The following is a 13,584-nucleotide window of genomic DNA, read 5'->3' on the forward strand; positions in this document are numbered from 1 at the left end:
TCCTCTGGTCATCGCGGTGTCGGTCCCGATCCCGTATTCGTATCAGCCCGCCGAGCGCCGTGCGCGCTCGAGCAGCCATTGCGCGCCCGCGCGGTCGCCGCCGACGTCGAGCAGCGTCGCGAGATGGGTCAGCGCCTCGTGGTGCGTGGGCCGCAGGTACAGCGCCTTCCGGTAGAAGTCGCCGGCTTCCGCGGCGCGCCCGCGCGCATCCGCGATCAGCCCGTTCAGGTAGAACGCATCGGCATGCGGCCCGACGCGCGCCGAGAACTGCGCGAGCACGCGTTCGGCCTCGTCGAACGCGCCCGCATTCGCGAGCGCCTGCGCATCCTCGAGCGTCGGCGCGATGCCTTCGACGACGGGTGCGGCGGCTTCGGCCATCACCACCGATCGCCCGGCCCGCGCGTCGAACGCGGCCGTGTTCACGGCCGGCGGCGTCGCCGCGAACGGCTGCAGCCCGTCGCCGAGCCAGGCCGGCGGCGCGACCGCCACCACCGGTCGCGGCGCCGCGACCGGGGCAACCGTGAAGCGCTCCGCGCGCCGGTACGGCGCCGCCGTGTGCAGCGGCGCGGCCGGCCGGGCCGCGTACGCATCGGCCACCGCACCGGCCGGCTCGCGATGAAACGCGAATGCCAGCGGCACACGCGCCGAGCGCATCCCGTGCCGCATCGCGACGCCCGTTTCGGCCGGCCCGACGAACAGCATGCCGTCGTCGACGAGCAGCCCGTCGAGCGAGCGGATCACGCGATCCTGCGCATCGCGGTCGAAGTAGATCAGCACGTTGCGGCAGAACACGAAATCGTAGCGAATGCCCGTATCCGCGCCCGGATCGACGAGGTTCGCGTGACGGAACTGCACGCACGCGCGCACGCACTCGTCCAGCAGCCAGCCGTCGTTGGCCGGCGTGAAGTACCGCGCGCGAAACTCCGTCGCCGTCCCGCGGAACGCGTTGCGCCCGTAACAGCCGAGCCGCGCCTGCTCGATCGCGCGCGCGCTGAGGTCGATCGCGTCGATCGCGAAGCTGGCCGGGTCGAGCCCCGCATCGAGCAGCGCCATTGCCGCCGAATACGGCTCCTCGCCCGTCGAGCACGGCGCGCTCAGCACGCGAATCATGCGGCCGGGCATCGCGGCTTGCCGTTCCGCCGCAAGCCGCGCGAGCGTCGCGAATGCCTCGCGGTCGCGGAAGAACCACGTCTCGGGCACGACGAACAGCTCGATCAGCGCGCGCCGCTCGTCGGCCGACGCGTTGAGCTGCTGCCAGTACGCGTCGAGCGCTTCCTGCGTCACCGGCGGCCGCGCGGCCGACAGCAAGCGCTCGCCGTCCGCCTGCAGCGCATGCACGCGTTCCGTCAACGCACGCGTCAGGAATTCGTTGCCGAGCGAATCGGGGTCGATGCCGGTCTCGCGCAGCAGCCAGCCGCGAAATCGCGATTCGGACTCTTTCATGCGGACCCCCCCCCGTGGCCCGGCAGGCCGTCGAACAGATACAGGCGCGCGACGTCGTCGATCAGGTCGGTCACCGACACCTGCTGCACGACGCCGTCGGGCGTGTTCGCGACGAGCCCGAGCCAGCGTGTGCGCGCGGTCGAGATGCCGCTTGCGCGAAACGCCGCGCGGTCGATCCGCATCGTCTGCGTCGCGCGCTCGACGATCAGGCCGATCACCCGCTCGCCGTCGCCCTGGCCCGCGCCGTAGCGCACCATCACGAGCCGCGTCGAGCGCAGCGCTTGCGCACGCCGCCCGAGCGCCAGCATCGGCACGTCGATCACCGGCACCGGCTGGCCACCGCGCATCAGCAGCCCGGCGATCCATTCGGGTGCGCCGGGCACGGCCTTCGTCGTCGCGAGCGGCAGCACCTCCTCGATGCCGGCCGCGTCGAGCGCATAGCGCCCACCGTCGAGCTCGAACATCAGGAACAGCGCGTGTGCGCCGTTCTGCGGATCGGCGCGCGTCACGCGTCGACCTTGAAACGCGACACGCTGGTACGCAACTGGTTCGCGACCAGCGTCAGGTCGTCGATCGCCTGCGACGACTGGCGCAGCGACTCGGCCGTCTGCTGCGCGGCCTCCGACAGCTGCGACAACGCCTGCGTGATCTGCTCGGCGCCGTTCGCCTGCGTCTGCATCCCTTCGTTGACCATCTGGAAGCGCGGCGCGAGCGTCTGCACCTCGGCGATGATCTGCGACAGCTGCCCGCCGACCTGCTGCACGTCGAGCATCCCGCGGCGCACTTCCTCGGAGAACTTGTCCATCCCCATCACGCCCGCCGACACGGCCGACTGGATTTCCTTCACCGTCTGCTCGATGTCATAGGTCGCCACGGCCGTCTGGTCGGCGAGGCGGCGGATCTCGGTCGCGACGACCGCGAAACCGCGGCCGTACTCGCCGGCTTTCTCGGCCTCGATCGCCGCGTTCAGCGACAGCAGGTTGGTCTGGTCGGCCACCTTGGTGATCGTCGCGACCACCTGGTTGATGTTCAGCGCCTTCTCGTTGAGGATCGCGAGCTTCGCGTTCACCGAACCGGCCGCGTCCATCACGCTGCGCATCGTCTCGCCCATCCGCGTGAGCCCGCTCTGGCTCACGCCCGCGAGCGTCGCCGACTGTTCGGCCACGCCGGCCACCTCGTTCATGGTGCGCAGCAGGTCGCGCGACGTCGCGAAGATCTCGCGCGAGGTCGCACCGATCTCGGTCGTCGTTGCCGCGGTTTCGTTCGCGGTCGCCTGCTGTTCGCGCGACGTCGCCGCGATCTCGGCGACCGACGTCGTCACCTGCAGCGACGACTGCTGCGCACGCGAGACGAGTTCGGTCAGCTCGTCGGCCATCCGGTTGAAGCCCGTCTCGAGCGTGCCGAATTCGTCGCGGCGGCGCAGGTCGAGGCGGCGCGTCAGGTTGCCGGTGCGCATCACGTCATGCACCTCGACGAGCCGCGCCATCGGCACCGTGACCGAACGGAACAGCCCGTAGCCGAGCCCCAGCGCGGACAGCAGCATGATCGCCAGCGCCGTCGCGAGCACGACCTCGGTGTCCTGCACGGATTCGCGAATCAGCTTCGCCGACTGCTCGGCGAACTTGCGGTTTTCCTGTACCAGGATGTTCGCGTTGCGCACGACCTCGGTCCACGCCGGCAGCGCCTTCGCATAGGCGGCCACCGCGTCGCTGTGCGACGTGCGGCTCTGCTGCACCGCATCGTTCAAGAGCGGCAGGTAGCGGTCATACGCGCCACGGAAGGTCGCGAAGCGCTGCCGGTCGTCGTCGCGGAACGTCGTGGCCTGATAGTCGACCGACAGCGCGTCGATCTCCTTCACCGCATCGGCGATCTTCGCGAGATCGCGATGCACGTTGTCGGGGTCGGTTTCGACGAAGATCGACTGCTGCAGCAGCGTGAACGATTCGTTGACCGAACCGCGCAGCGACGACGCGAGGTACACGCCGGGCAACGAGTCGCGCTCGATGCTGACGGCTTCGCTGTTGATCGCGCGCAGTCGCTCGTACGACACGCCGGCTGTCACCAGCATCAGCACGAACAGCACGCCGAAGCTGAGCAGGATGCGATTGCCGAGCGTCAGCCGGGCAGCGCCGATCGTCGTATGCAGGCTTTCATTGGTCGCGCGGGGCGTCACGGTGGCCATGTTCGTTATGGGCTTTCTAAAATCAGCGTTGAAAAAATCCGCGCCCGCCTGCGCGCCGGACGGCGCGCCACGAGCGCATCGGGGTCGGATACGGAAGGCGCGGCGCCGGCAGGCCGCGCCGCGAAATCACCGCTCCGCTTGCACCGGCAGCCGAAGCGCGACCATGAAGCCGCGCGCCGTATTGCGCATCAGGATCTGGCCGCGATGCCGCGCCGCCGTCGCGCGGACGAACGCGAGCCCGAGGCCGAAGCCGCCGCGCGCCGCGCCATGCGCGGATTCGAGCTGCACGAACGACTCGGTCGCGGCCGTGCGCTGCTCCGGGGCGATGCCGGCGCCGGTATCCTCGACGCCGATCTGCCAGGCACCGTCCTCGCCGCTCAGCGTGCAGTGCACGTCCGTGCCGGCCGGGCCGTACTTCAGCCCGTTGTCGATCAGGTTCGCGACCGCGCGCGTGAGCATCATGCGATCGCCCATCGTCACGCACTCGGTGTCGGGCACGTGCGCGACGACCCGGCTGCCGAACCCGGCCGCTTTCTCCCAAAGCTGGTCGACGGCATCGACCACAATCTCGTTGAGGCTGACGACCTCGTGCGCGCGCCGCTCGGACTGCGCGCGGGTCAGGTGGATGAAGCCGTCGGCGAGCGCGAGCGCGCGCCGCGCATGGCCGGCGATGCGCTCCATGATCGCCGGCATGTCGCCGTGCTCGGTCCGGTAGACGTCGAGCAGCGCGAGGATCGACGTCTGCGGCGAACGCATGTCGTGCGACAGGAAATCGAGCGCCTCGTCGCGCTGCCGCGACATCAGGTACGAATTCGAGTGATAGCGGATCCGCGCGGTCAGCTCCATCGCATCGGGGAGCTTCACCAGATAGTCGTTCGCGCCGGCGATGAACGCCTCGCGCTTGACGATCGGCTCCTCCTTCGCGGACAGCACGATGATCGGCACGCGTGCGGTGCCGGCGTCCGCGCGCCATGCGCGGACGAGATCGAGGCCGTCGATCTCCGGCATCACGAGATCCTGCAGGATGACCGTCGGTTTCACGTCGCGCGCGACCGCCATCGCCCGGTGCGCGTCGGTGCACACGTGCAGATCGATGTCGTGTTCGCTGCGCAGCGCGCGACGGATCACCTCGCCGACGAACGGTTGATCGTCGACGAGAAGGACTGATAACCCCGATTCAAGACAATCCGAGGCATTATCACCGCTTGATTCTTTCATAAATACAGTTTCAAACGCCGAAACTCCAATCGATTCTTTCATAGGAGTTGTTTATCCGACTTGGACACTATCTCATTTTGGCGGCTGAAAACCCCACCTGATTTCGCCGATTTGGCCTGTCGGCACTGCCTTGCAGGGCTCCGGACGTCGTTTTTTCCCCGTCGACGGCCGCATTACCTCCGCATTCTTTCTCTCAATAAAGATAACCGGCTGATTCTAAATGAAAATAGAACACAGCATCTATCTCCTTCGGTTTAGATTTGCCAAATATTCAGAAAGAGCCGGAATCAGATAAATCGGATCATTTCCGGATTCGAAAGACGATAACGTTTGCGAGTTCGGCGCCATAAGGCTTGCATGCGCTGCAAGGCTGGCTGCCTGTCGCATTGGGGGCCGGATGAAAATGGGCCGGATCGGCGGGCGGGAGGAAGAAAAAAAAGCGCCGGGCGAGGATCGACCCGTGCGTACGGCGGGCCGGCAGGGAGCCGGCCCGTGCGATGGTGGCGGGGTGGCTGCTTACCCGCGCCCGTGCTGCGCGGACACTTCCTGCAGGTCGAGGTCGCGTTCGACCGTGTGCAGCATCTCGTCGTGGATATGGCCCGAACGATGCAGACGCAACAGCTCCGCGCGCCCGGCCTTGATCGCGGCCAGCACGACGTCGTAGTGCGCGGTGCGCACTTCCGGCGGGTACGTGGGCTCGTTCTTCGCCCGTTCGGTCAGTTCCGCGCGGTACGTGTATTGCTCGAGCAGGCGCGGATGGATCACGACCCCGTTCTCGTCGCGCACGAGCGGCTGGATCGCCGCAAGCTGCGCGGCCTCGACGTACGCCCACGTCTGCGGCTCGGTCAGGTGATGCGCGGCGCGCTCTTCGCGCTGCGGCAGGCGCAGCAGCCGGATCAGCGGCCCGATCGTCGTGCCCTGCAGCAGCACCGTGACGAGGATCACCGCGAACGACGCAACCAGGATCACGTCGCGGCCGGGCATCGCCTCGGGCAGCGACAGCGCGATCGCCAGCGTGACGACGCCGCGCATCCCGGCCCAGCTCATGATCGTCGCGGCCTTCCAGTCGGGCGCGTCGCCGCGCCGCGCGATCCCGCGCACCGGCCACTTCAGCGCCTCGACCGCGTAAATCCATACGAAGCGCGACACGATCACCGCCACCAGCACCGCGAGCACCGGCGGCACCATCGTGCCGAGCACCTGCTCGAAGCCGCCGAGCCGGTGCATCGCGCCCCGCAGCGACAACCCGATCAGCACGAACACCATCGCTTCGAGCAGGAACACGATGACCTGCCAGAACGCGGTGCCGCGCGTGCGCACGGCCGCCGAGAACACCTCGTGCTGATGCCAGCCGATGATCATGCCGGCCGTGACGGTCGCGATCACGCCCGACACCTCGACCATTTCGCCCGCGATGTACGCGATCCAGCCGGCGATCACCGCGACGGTGATCACGAGATAGTCGTCGTCGAGCAGCTTCAGGAACCACACGACGAGCTTGCCGACCAGGAAGCCGACCACCACGCCGCCGAGCCCGAGCTCCGCGAAGCGCACGACCGCATGCTCGAGGCTGAATGCGCCGGTCAGCGCGGCCGCGACGGCAAAGCGGAACAGCACGAGGCCGGCCGCGTCGTTCAGCAGGCTCTCTCCTTCGAGCAGCACCATCAGCCGGCGCGGCAGCGCGACGCGTTCGAGCACGGCCTTCGCGGCAACCGCGTCGGGCGGCGACACGATCGCGCCGAGCGCGAAGCACGCGGCCCACGGCAGCGCCGGCGCCACCCAGTGCACGGCGAAGCCCACTGCGAACGTCGTGAACACGACCGCACCGATCGCGAGCAGCAGGATGCCGCCGACGTTGCGCTTGAACTCCTCCCACACGGTGAAGTACGCGCCGTCCATCAGCAGCGGCGGCAGGAACACGAGCAGCACCAGTTCGGGATCGAGGTTGACCGGCGGCAGGCCGGGGACGAACGCGATGCCGATACCGCCGATCAGCAGCGCGGCCGCGGGCGGCAGCCGCAGCCGCTTGGCGAGGTATTCGAGCGCGACGATCGCCAGGAATGACAACAAAACCAGCTTGAATGCCGAGACGGGAGACATGAATCGACCTCGTGAAGAATGAATTCGCGCTTTCCGGTGTCGTACCCCGGTCGGCAGTTTGGCGCGATTACATCACGATGCCATGCCCGCAGTCGAGCGCGTTGGGCCCCGTCGCAAGGTGTGGGCGCGATGCCGGCCCGACGCCGGCCCGGTGCGCGCGCCGCCATGAAAAACGGCACGCGGGCCGGCACGATCGCCCGCCCGCGTGCCGTCGCGGCACCGCGCTGCCCGCCCGCGCGTCAGCGGCGCCGTATGACCATCAGCCGCAGCTCGGTCATGTCTTCGATTGCGTAACGGATCCCTTCGCGGCCGAGGCCCGAATCCTTCACGCCGCCGTACGGCATGTTGTCGACGCGGAACGACGGCACATCGTTGATCACGACGCCGCCGACTTCCAGCTCGTCCCACGCGCGCTGCGCGTGCGTGAGCGAATCGGTGAACACACCGGCCTGCAGCCCGAAGTCGCTGTCGTTCACGCGCGCGAGCGCGTCGTCGAACCGGTCGAATTTCTCGAGGATCGCGACGGGGCCGAATGCCTCCTTCCGGTACAGGTCCTGCTCATGCCCGACGTTTTCCAGCAGCGTCGCCTCGAACATCGCGCCGTCGACCTTGCCGCCCGCGACGATCTTCGCGCCCGCCGCGACGGCCGCATCCATCCAGCCCGATAGCCGGCGCGATTCGGATTCGGAGATCATCGGGCCGACGAACGTCGACGGATCCTTCGGATCGCCCATCTTCAGCGAACGCGTCTTCGCGATCAGCTTCTCGCGCAGCGCGTCGTACAGATCGGCATGCACGAGAATCCGCTGCACGCCGATGCAGCTCTGGCCCGACTGGTAGTACGCGCCGAACGCGAGACGCTCGACCACGTAGTCGAGCCGGTCGCGCTGGTCCGCATCGACGATCGCGGCCGCGTTGCCGCCGAGTTCCAGCACGACTTTCTTCTTGCCGGCCTTCTCCTTCAGCGCCCAGCCCACGGCCGGCGAGCCCGTGAACGACAGCAGCTTGAAACGCTCGTCGGTCGTGAACAGATCGGCGCCGTCGCGATGGGCGGGCAGCACCGAGAACGCGCCCTTCGGCAGGTCGGTTTCCGCGAGCACCTCGCCGATGATCAGCGCGCCGATCGGCGTGCGGCTCGCGGGCTTCAGCACGAACGGGCAGCCGGCCGCAAGCGCGGGCGCGACCTTGTGCGCGGCGAGGTTCAGCGGGAAGTTGAACGGCGAGATGAACGAACACGGGCCGATCGGCACACGCTTCGTGTAGCCCGAATAGCCCTGCGCGCGCGCGGAGATCTCGAGGTTGATGATCTCGCCATCGATGCGCACCGATTCCTCGGACGCGACGCGGAACGTGTCGATCAGCCGCGTCACCTCGCCCTTCGAATCGTTGATCGGCTTGCCGGCCTCGATGCACAGCGCCTCGGCCAGCTCGTCGAAGCGCTCGCGAAAACGCGCGACGCAATGGTCGAGCACGGCTTGCCGCTTGTAGGCCGGCAGCTCGCGCATCGGCTTCGCGGCGTCGACCGCCGCGCCGATTGCCGCGTCGATCGCTTTCGCGTCGGCCAGCGCGACGCGCGTCGCCACCTTGCCGCTGAACTTGTCCGTCACGTCCAGATCGGTGTTCGCGTAGACGGCTTCGTTGGCGAGGTAGTACGGATAGGTTTCCTTCAACATGGAACGACTCCTTCCTGTGGACGGGGAATTCAGAGTTGCGCCGACAGGCGCTTGATCTCGCGGTTCAGCACGCGCTCGTTGTCCGAATAATCGATCGGCACGTCGATCACGTGCACGCCCGGCGACGAGAAGCACTCGCGCAGCAGCGGCTCGAGATCGTCGGCCGATTCGACGCGATGCCCGTGCGCGCCGTAGCTTTGCGCATACGACACGAAATCGGGGTTCTGCAGCGTCATCGCGAAATCGGGGAAGTTCATGTTCTCCTGCTTCCAGCGGATCATCCCGAACGCGTCGTCGCGCAGGATCATCACGACGAGGTCGAGCTTCAGCCGCACCGCCGTTTCGAGCTCCTGCGAATTCATCATGAAGCCGCCGTCGCCGCATACGGCGATCACCTTGCGCTGCGGATGCACGATCTTCGTCGCGATCGCCGACGGCAGGCCCGCGCCCATCGACGCGAGCGCGTTGTCGAGCAGCAGCGAGTTCGGCTCGTGCGCGCGCCAGTAGCGTGCGAACCAGATCTTGTACATCCCGTTGTCGAGACAGACGATCCCGTCGACCGGCAGCGCGTTGTACAGGTCGTTCACGATCCGCACCGGGTACATCGGGAAGCGCGGATCGTGCTGGCCCTTCTCCAGATGCGCGTCGAAATGCTCCTTGATCATCGCGAAGCGCGCGAAATCCCAGTGCGGCTGCGGGACGATCGCCTCCGTCATCTGCCACACCGCATTCGCGATGTCGCCGACCACCTCGATCTGCGGGAAATAGACCGGATCGACCTGCGCGCCGAGGAAGTTCACGTGGATCACGGTTTTGTCGTCCGCGCGCATGAAGAACGGCGGTTTCTCGATCACGTCGTGGCCGACGTTGATGATGCAGTCCGCATGCTCGATCGCGCGGTGCACGAAATCGCCATCGGACAGCGTCGCGTTGCCGAGCCACAGCGGGTGCGACTCGTCGATCACGCCCTTGCCCATCTGCGTCGTGAAGAACGGGATGCCGGTCTTGTCGACGAATTCGACGAGGATCTTGCGGGTGGTCTTGCGGTTGCCGCCCGCGCCGATCATCAGCAGCGGATGGCGCGCGGCCTGGATCGCGTCGACCGCGTGTGCGATCGCCTTCTCCTCGGCTACCGGCCGCCGGCTGTAGCTGCGCGGGATCGGCTTGCCGTCGCCCTCCTCGTGCGCGATATCTTCCGGCAGTTCGAGGTGCGCGGCGCCCGGGCGCTCTTCCTCCGCGCGGCGGAACGCTTCGCGCACGGCCGACGGGATGTTGCCGATCGACACGATCTGCCGCGTGAATTTCGTGAGCGGCTGCATCATGTCGACCACGTCGACGATCTGGAAGTGGCCCTGCTTGCTGGACTTGATCGGCTTCTGTCCGGTGATCATCAGCATCGGCATCCCGCCGAGCTGCGCATACGCGGCGGCCGTCACGAAGTTCGTGGCGCCGGGCCCAAGCGTCGCGAGACACACGCCGGTGCGCCCCGTCAGGCGGCCGTAGGTGGCGGCCATGAACCCGGCCGCCTGCTCGTGCCGGGTCAGCACGAGCTTGATCTTCGATCGCCGCAGCGATTCGAGCAGATCGAGGTTTTCTTCGCCGGGAATGCCGAACACGTACTCGACGCCTTCGGCTTCCAGCGCCTTCACGAACAGATCCGATGCTTTCATGGGGGACTCTCGGTTGATGCCGCCTGCCCGGCATACGGACGCGCGGCGTACATGACGCGCGCCGGCCTACGGCACGCGGACGCTTTACCTACTGGACACAAACCACGGCACTGCCCGCCGCGCGACCTGCAACGCGCGGCGGTGCCTCCCGAGACAGGAGGACGAACGGACCCGCCCGCACGCGGCAAGCGCGCACGGGCAGCAAAGATGTTTTTGATTGTAGACGGATTCGGAAGATTTCGACTTCGGCCGAACGGCCATTCCGCACGCAAACGAAGCGGGCGGCCCTACTGTAGCGGCCATGGAATTCAACACGCCACATCTGTGAACCATGGTTGACGCATTGAAATTAATGCCCTACATTGCGCCTACGTACAGCATCCGGACCACCGACGTGTTCGACGCATGGTTCGCCGGCCTGCAGGATCGCGTCGCGAAGCGCCGCATCCAGGCACGCATCGACCGCCTGTCGATGGGCAATCCGGGCGACTGGAAATCGGCCGGCTCGCCTGTCGTCGAAATGCGTATCGACCATGGCCCCGGCTATCGCGTCTACTACGTCCGGCGCGGCACGATCTGGGTCATCCTGCTCTGCGGCGGCGATAAATCGACGCAACAGGCCGACATACGCGCCGCACACGCGATGCTGGCGCATCTCGACATGGAGTGATCGATGGACAAAATCAAGACCCGGCCGTGGGATTCGGCCGACCATCTGAAGACCGAAGACGACATGGCCGACTACTTCGAAGCGTGCCTGCAAGAGGCCGGCGACGATCCGGCCTTCATCGCGCACGCGCTCGGCGTGATCGCGCGCGCACGCGGCATGTCGCAGGTCGCGCGCGATGCGGGCCTGTCGCGCGAAGGGCTGTACAAGGCGCTGTCGCACGACGGCAACCCGAGCTTCGGCACGATCCTGAAGGTCATCAAGGCGCTCGGCCTGCAACTGCACGGCTCGAAAGCGCACGCGTGATGCGCGGGCGCGCGGCATCGCGCCGTCCACGCGCTGCCCGCGGCCGCATCAATGCAGCCAGCCGGCCGCCCAACGCGGCACCAGCGACACCAGATACAACCCGAGCCCGATCAACCCGCCGACCAGCGTGCCGTTGATGCAATAGATCGTCCGAATGGCATACCGGACCCGTAAAGGCAATGTGCGCCCCTATACTCGTCGGGATGACAGCAACCGGCCGGTATGCATTGGCGACATCTGTCATCACGCGATGATCTCACCGATTCCCTATCAGTCAGGATTCCTGTTGGTTATTTCACGCGGAGGCGCTTCGACGTACGCATCGTCGAAACCATTTCATCCTTATTGACGTATTACGTTAAACGTAATACCATGCCCGTAATGATCAGATCGTTCCGATGCAAAGATACCCGGTTGCTGTTTGCCGGAGAATTACCCAGGCGCTTCCGTACGATCGAAACCGTTGCTACCCGGAAACTGCAAATGGTCGCCGCCGCGAAAGAACTGCGTGACTTGCGGGCCCCGCCCGGCAACCGGCTCGAAGCGTTGCAAGGCGATCGGGAAGGTCAGCACAGCATTCGCATCAACGAACAATGGCGGATCTGTTTCGTATGGAGCGACGATGGTCCGACCCAGGTCGAGATCGTCGACTATCACTGACTGGAGCTTTGCATGCTCAAGAATGGAATGCGCCCGATTCATCCGGGCGAAGTCCTGCGGGAAGAATTCCTCGTTCCGCTGGAAATGAGCGTCAACGCACTGGCGCTCGCGTTGAACGTGCCGGCGACACGCTTGCACGAAATCGTCAAGGAACGGCGTGGAATCACGGCCGATACGGCTTACCGGCTCGCGCGCTACTTCGAGACGTCGCCGGAATTCTGGTTGAACCTGCAGACCGCTTACGATCTCAAGACACTGCCGACGCGCAGCGAAATAGATCGCAAGGTCGAACCGCGCGAGCGCTCGCACGCGTAGGCACCGCAGCCGCCGTTCGCCGGCGCGGCCGCATCAATGCAGCCAGCCGGCCGCCCAGCGCGGCACCAGCGACACCAGATACAACCCGAGCCCGATCAACCCGCCGACCAGCGTGCCGTTGATGCGGATGTACTGCAGATCCTTGCCGATGTTCAGCTCAATCTGCCGCGACATCTCGCGCGCATCCCAGTTGCGCACCGTGTCGCGGATGTGACGCATCAGGAAATCGGCGAAATCCGGCGCCATCTCGTGCACGGCCTTCTCGACATGCTCGTTCAGCGACGCGCGCAGCGCCGGGCTCTCCGCGAGCCGCGCGCCGAGCCAGCCGCCGAGCGTCGCGGCCTGGCGGTGCAACGCCGAATCGGGGCGTGCGAGATCGGCCTTCAGCCACGCGCGCAACTGGTCCCACAAGTCGCGCGCATACGTGTTGAACGCGTCGCCGTCGCGGATGTAGCGCTTGATCTCCTCGCCCTTTTCGATGAACGCGGGATCGTGCTTCAGCCGCTCGGTCAGTCGCACGACCGTCCGGTCGAAGCGCTGCCGCAGCTCGTGCTCGGGGTCGGCCGCCACGCCTTTCAGCACGCGGCTCACCGCGCTCGCGAGCATCCGCGCACCGTTCTCGCCGAACCACTGCGTCGGCATGATCTTCTCGACCTTCGGGTACTGCGTCTTCAGCCATTCGACGATGAAACCCGCGATCACCTCGCGGTTCTCCTCCTTGCCGAGCACGTCGACCACCTGTTCGATCGCGTCGTCGAGCAATTGCTGGTGGCGGCCGTCCTTCGTCAGCGTGTCGAGGATCGCGCCGGCCGATTGCGACAGGTCGACCCGGTCGATCACCGCGCGGAACGCGTCGTGGACGAACGACTGGATCCGCGCATCGTCGGTCATGTCGAGCGCGAAGCTCATCAGCTTCGTCACGTAGCCGCCGAGCGCGTCGGTGTTCGCCGGCTCGCCGAGCCACGCGCCAAGTTTCTGCGCGGGATCGTGCTGGCGGATCTGCGCGGCAAGCGCGTCGGGGCCGAGGAATTTCTCGCGCACGAACACCGCGAGGTTGTCGGCGATCTTGTCCTTGTTCTTCGGAATGATCTCGGTATGGCGCGACACGAACGGAATCGGCACGCGGCGGAACAGCGCGACGACCGCGAACCAGTCGGCAAGCGCACCGACCATCGCGGCCTCGGCCACGGCCTTGACGCCGTCGACCCACGGGCCGCGCGGCAGCAGGATCGTCGCGACGAACACCGCGACCGCGGCCAGCAGCAGCCACAGCGCGCGGCGCTTGCTTCGTTTCAGTTCGAGGGCTTTGTCTGGCGTCATGGAGGACCGGCGAATCGGCGATGCCGCTAA

The 13,584-nt window shown here is 66.7% G+C and carries 13 protein-coding genes; 4 read left to right on the forward strand and 9 right to left on the reverse strand.

Annotation, left to right across the window (positions count from 1 at the left end; translation table 11 throughout):
- Window positions 1–42: 42 nt before the first annotated feature.
- The 7 genes from H3H55_RS27980 to H3H55_RS28010 all read right to left on the reverse strand — a co-directional run bounded on the left by H3H55_RS27980 (window position 43) and on the right by H3H55_RS28010 (window position 10,286).
- Window positions 43–1,443, reverse strand: a complete 1,401-nt coding sequence (locus tag H3H55_RS27980) for a CheR family methyltransferase (protein WP_193101051.1) — start codon at window positions 1,441–1,443, stop codon at window positions 43–45.
- Window positions 1,440–1,952 carry a chemotaxis protein CheW gene (locus H3H55_RS27985; RefSeq protein WP_193101052.1) on the reverse strand — a complete coding sequence of 171 codons (513 nt, stop codon included), beginning with the start codon at window positions 1,950–1,952 and terminating at the stop codon, window positions 1,440–1,442. Before H3H55_RS27985 ends, H3H55_RS27980 begins: the two co-directional genes overlap by 4 nt.
- Window positions 1,949–3,625, reverse strand: coding sequence for a methyl-accepting chemotaxis protein (locus H3H55_RS27990; protein ID WP_193101053.1), 1,677 nt, complete (start codon window positions 3,623–3,625; stop codon window positions 1,949–1,951). The genes H3H55_RS27985 and H3H55_RS27990 overlap by 4 nt, the downstream gene beginning before the upstream one ends.
- A gap of 126 nt (window positions 3,626–3,751) precedes the next feature.
- Window positions 3,752–4,885: a response regulator gene (locus tag H3H55_RS27995; protein WP_193101054.1), complete on the reverse strand. Its 1,134-nt coding sequence runs from the start codon at window positions 4,883–4,885 to the stop codon at window positions 3,752–3,754.
- A 474-nt stretch (window positions 4,886–5,359) separates the two neighbouring features.
- The gene (locus H3H55_RS28000; protein ID WP_193101055.1) at window positions 5,360–6,943 is read right to left on the reverse strand and encodes a Na+/H+ antiporter; all 1,584 of its coding nucleotides are present in this window, start codon (window positions 6,941–6,943) and stop codon (window positions 5,360–5,362) included.
- Window positions 6,944–7,182: 239 nt separating this feature from the next.
- Window positions 7,183–8,616 (reverse strand): aldehyde dehydrogenase family protein, encoded by a 1,434-nt coding sequence (locus H3H55_RS28005; protein WP_193101056.1) that lies wholly within the window; start codon window positions 8,614–8,616, stop codon window positions 7,183–7,185.
- A gap of 29 nt (window positions 8,617–8,645) precedes the next feature.
- Window positions 8,646–10,286: an acetolactate synthase large subunit gene (locus tag H3H55_RS28010; protein WP_129516798.1), complete on the reverse strand. Its 1,641-nt coding sequence runs from the start codon at window positions 10,284–10,286 to the stop codon at window positions 8,646–8,648.
- A gap of 352 nt (window positions 10,287–10,638) precedes the next feature.
- On the opposite strand from H3H55_RS28010, the gene H3H55_RS28015 reads away from it, so the two are divergent.
- On the forward strand, window positions 10,639–10,956 hold the full coding sequence (locus tag H3H55_RS28015) for a type II toxin-antitoxin system RelE/ParE family toxin (RefSeq protein WP_346654751.1): 318 nt from the start codon (window positions 10,639–10,641) through the stop codon (window positions 10,954–10,956).
- A 3-nt stretch (window positions 10,957–10,959) separates the two neighbouring features.
- The gene (locus H3H55_RS28020) at window positions 10,960–11,259 is read left to right on the forward strand and encodes an addiction module antidote protein (protein ID WP_193101058.1); all 300 of its coding nucleotides are present in this window, start codon (window positions 10,960–10,962) and stop codon (window positions 11,257–11,259) included.
- 48 nt (window positions 11,260–11,307) lie between these two features.
- Here the strand turns inward: H3H55_RS28020 and H3H55_RS37580 are convergent, their stop codons facing one another.
- Window positions 11,308–11,439, reverse strand: a complete 132-nt coding sequence (locus H3H55_RS37580; RefSeq protein WP_264299679.1) for a hypothetical protein — start codon at window positions 11,437–11,439, stop codon at window positions 11,308–11,310.
- Between the two features lie 192 nt (window positions 11,440–11,631).
- On the opposite strand from H3H55_RS37580, the gene H3H55_RS28025 reads away from it, so the two are divergent.
- Window positions 11,632–11,919, forward strand: a complete 288-nt coding sequence (locus H3H55_RS28025) for a type II toxin-antitoxin system RelE/ParE family toxin (RefSeq protein WP_319022345.1) — start codon at window positions 11,632–11,634, stop codon at window positions 11,917–11,919.
- Between the two features lie 12 nt (window positions 11,920–11,931).
- Complete coding sequence (locus H3H55_RS28030) at window positions 11,932–12,234, forward strand: HigA family addiction module antitoxin (RefSeq protein ID WP_193101060.1); 303 nt, start codon at window positions 11,932–11,934, stop codon at window positions 12,232–12,234.
- 33 nt (window positions 12,235–12,267) lie between these two features.
- Here H3H55_RS28030 and H3H55_RS28035 read toward each other — a convergent pair whose 3' ends face one another.
- A complete protein-coding gene (locus H3H55_RS28035) occupies window positions 12,268–13,554 on the reverse strand; it encodes a DUF445 domain-containing protein (protein WP_193101061.1) in 1,287 nt (428 codons plus the stop codon).
- Window positions 13,555–13,584 lie beyond the last annotated feature (30 nt).

It is taken from the genome of Burkholderia sp. Z1, assembly GCF_014893795.1.
In the GTDB taxonomy this organism is placed as follows: domain Bacteria; phylum Pseudomonadota; class Gammaproteobacteria; order Burkholderiales; family Burkholderiaceae; genus Burkholderia; species Burkholderia theae.

Bases quoted from the DNA above. Each gene is read 5' to 3' on its own strand.
- H3H55_RS27980 (WP_193101051.1), bottom strand. From the start codon at position 1,443: ATGAAAGAGTCCGAATCGCGATTTCGCGGCTGGCTGCTGCGCGAGACC.
- H3H55_RS27990 (WP_193101053.1), bottom strand. From the start codon at position 3,625: ATGGCCACCGTGACGCCCCGCGCGACCAATGAAAGCCTGCATACGACG.
- H3H55_RS27995 (WP_193101054.1), bottom strand. From the start codon at position 4,885: ATGAAAGAATCGATTGGAGTTTCGGCGTTTGAAACTGTATTTATGAAA.
- H3H55_RS28000 (WP_193101055.1), bottom strand. From the start codon at position 6,943: ATGTCTCCCGTCTCGGCATTCAAGCTGGTTTTGTTGTCATTCCTGGCG.
- H3H55_RS28005 (WP_193101056.1), bottom strand. From the start codon at position 8,616: ATGTTGAAGGAAACCTATCCGTACTACCTCGCCAACGAAGCCGTCTAC.
- H3H55_RS28010 (WP_129516798.1), bottom strand. From the start codon at position 10,286: ATGAAAGCATCGGATCTGTTCGTGAAGGCGCTGGAAGCCGAAGGCGTC.
- H3H55_RS28015 (WP_346654751.1), top strand. From the start codon at position 10,639: ATGCCCTACATTGCGCCTACGTACAGCATCCGGACCACCGACGTGTTC.
- H3H55_RS28020 (WP_193101058.1), top strand. From the start codon at position 10,960: ATGGACAAAATCAAGACCCGGCCGTGGGATTCGGCCGACCATCTGAAG.
- H3H55_RS28025 (WP_319022345.1), top strand. From the start codon at position 11,632: ATGCCCGTAATGATCAGATCGTTCCGATGCAAAGATACCCGGTTGCTG.
- H3H55_RS28030 (WP_193101060.1), top strand. From the start codon at position 11,932: ATGCTCAAGAATGGAATGCGCCCGATTCATCCGGGCGAAGTCCTGCGG.
- H3H55_RS28035 (WP_193101061.1), bottom strand. From the start codon at position 13,554: ATGACGCCAGACAAAGCCCTCGAACTGAAACGAAGCAAGCGCCGCGCG.